2 protein-coding genes are annotated in these 2,703 nt (G+C 74.3%); one reads left to right on the plus strand and one right to left on the minus strand.

What is annotated here, in order from left to right; genetic code table 11:
• Positions 1–244: 244 nt before the first annotated feature.
• A complete protein-coding gene (locus AEQ27_RS16235) occupies positions 245–1,090 on the minus strand; it encodes an NAD(P)H-hydrate epimerase (protein WP_054147614.1) in 846 nt (281 codons plus the stop codon).
• A 506-nt stretch (positions 1,091–1,596) separates the two neighbouring features.
• Here AEQ27_RS16235 and AEQ27_RS16240 point away from each other — a divergent pair.
• The coding region (locus AEQ27_RS16240) for an alpha/beta fold hydrolase (RefSeq protein ID WP_054147615.1) at positions 1,597–2,703 on the plus strand (1,107 nt) is incomplete at its 3' end.

Raw genomic sequence — 2,703 nt, forward strand, 5'->3', positions numbered from 1 at the left:
CGGCGCGGGGGAGCTGCGGGGCAGCGCGGGAGGGATGGGCACCATGGTGACCAGATCTCGGGAGGAGGGCACGGGGGCGGCGGCAGGGCGGGGGGACCGCCGGGAGCCGGAGGGTGCGGGCGGGCGCAGTTCCCAGCCAGAGGCGGAGGGCGGGGGGGGAGGGGAGCGGAGGCGTGCAAGGAGGAAGGGGGGAGCGGGGCGGGCGGGGTGACAGGGGGGGGACGGGACGGGACAGGGGCGGAGATCAGGAGATCGACACCGCGGGGGGCATGCGCGCGAGGTCGGCGCCGATGCCGATGTCGACGAGGACGATGTGCCCGGCCCGCTCCGCGCCCGGGCTCACGAGCAGCCCGACCTTGTGGCCACCGAACGTGACGGTGACGTCCGCCGGAAGCACGAAGGGCGGATCAGGGAGCGCCCCGTCGTCCACTCCCATGCCGCTCGGAACGTCGACGGCGACCACGCGTGGAGCGAGCGCCGCAGAGGCGCCCGCCGGGGCTGCACCTCCACCCGGATGCGATGCCGCATCAGTCCCTGCGCCCGTCCCCGACGCCAGAGCCGTGCCTCCACTCCCCGTCGCACCCGCACCCGCACCCTGCGTCGCATCCGCGACCACCGGCAGCACCGCCCGCACGACGCGCAGCGCGTCTCCCCGCAGCCCCGCACCCCTCGAGCCCGTCCCCACCAGCCCGTCGAGCACCACGTCGTACCCGGGCAGAGCTACCGCCACGACGGCAGGATCGCACCACGCTTCGACGTCGTCGAGGACGGCCCCTGCCGCGAGCGCCGCGGCGAGGGCGGCCTCGTGCACCCGCGACCCCACCGGCACCACGGTCACCGTGCCGCCCTGCGGCACGAGCTCGCGAGCGAGCGACTCCCCGGCGTAGAGGGTGTCACCCCCGTTGTTGCCGCTTCCGACGAGCAGCAGGACCCGACCCGCACGACCGTCCCGAGAACGCGAGGAGGCGCGCACCATCTCGCGCACGACGCCCGTGAGTCCGTCGGCAGCCCGCCGCATCAGGGGTTCCCCCGCCTCCAGATGCGGGCGCTCCGCCTCGCGGATCTGTGCCGCCGTCCATGCCTCGACCATGCGTCCAGCCTCCTCTCCTCCCCCGCCGAGGGACCGGGCCTGCGTGGTCGTGGCCCACCTCCGACCGAGCCGAGTCCTGGTCACCCTTCGAACCCCACGCCGCCGATCTCCGTCCGCTTCGTGCCCGACGCGGGACCCGCCCGTGCGGCACCGACCGAGTCGGCAACTCCTGAGCCGAGATGCAGCCGCGACCGGTCGAGCCGAACTCGGCAGGCACGGGCGGCGCCGAGGAGGAGTTGCCGACACCGAGCGAAACACGACCCACGAGACACGCCCCACGAACCACGAACCACGGACCACGGACCACGGACCACGGACCACGAGACACGAGACACGAGACACGAGACTCGGCCCACGGCCCACGAGACACGGACCACGACTCCTCGGACGAACCCCACGGCGAGCAGCATCGAGACGCCGCCCCGCGAGCAGAACGAGCAGAACGAGCGCAGCGAGCACTACGACCACAACCTGCACGGGCCGCACGGCGCTGCCAGACTGTCGGGATGCGTGCGACCACCCCGAACCCCGTCGACGGCACCGAGATCGCCTACGAGGTCGACGGTGAGGGCCCGCCCTTGCTGCTCGTGCACGGCTCGGGCCTCTCGCGCGGCACCTGGCGGGGCCTCGGCTACCTGCGCGACCTGCAGCGCGATTTCACGGTGGTCGCCCTCGACATGCGCGGCCACGGCAAGAGCGGCAAGCCGCACGACCCCGGGTCGTACGCGATGGACCTGCACCGAGGTGACGTCGGCGCCGTGTTGGACGCGACCGGCCTCGAGCCCGCGCACTACGTCGGGTACTCGTTCGGCGCCCGCATCGGGCTGTCGATCGCGGCGCACGAGCCCGAGCGCCTCCGCACGCTGACCACGATCGGCGGCAGCTGGGCCCCGATGAACGGCAACATAGGCGCGACCTTCACGCCCGACTGGCACGACGCCCTGACGACGGGCGGCATGGCCCGCTTCGTCGACCGCTGGGGCGAGACGATCGGCCGCCCGATCGACCCCGAGACCCGTCTGGCCTTCATGCAGGACGACCCGATCGCCCTGGCCGCGTTCTTCAGCGCGGCCGAGACGGGTGGCGGCCTCACGATCCCCCAGCTCGACTCGGTCGAGGTCCCCACGCTGCTGCTGGCCGGCACGCGCGACGTCGACCGCCACCGCGAGTCGCAAGAGGCCGCCCGCCGCATGCCCGCCGCCGTCTTCTACTCGCTCGTCGGCCAGGACCACGCCCCGTCGCTCCTGCCCGTCGACCAGGTGACCGACCTGCTGCGCACCTTCCTCGAGGCCGTCGACGCCGGCCGCCCGGCCTGCCGGGTCGTCGACCAGGAGGCGCGGCGCCAGAGCGCAGGACGCCCCGGGAGGCGCGGCGCCAGAACGCAGGACGCCCGAGGAGGCGCGGCACGAGAACGCAGGACGCCCCGGGAACGGCCCCCGGCGCGCGCCCGCGCGCGGCGGCTGCGAGAATGGACGCACCATGGGCATCAGTCGGCGAGCGTTCTTGACGGGGTCGGTCTCGGGGGCCGCCATCCTCGTGCTGTCCGCCTGCACGACCGGGTCCCCCGCGCCGACGGCCAGGGTGTCGCTCGAGATGCGCTGACCCGCGCCTCC

Source organism: Frigoribacterium sp. RIT-PI-h, assembly GCF_001297205.1.
GTDB lineage: Bacteria > Actinomycetota > Actinomycetes > Actinomycetales > Microbacteriaceae > Frigoribacterium.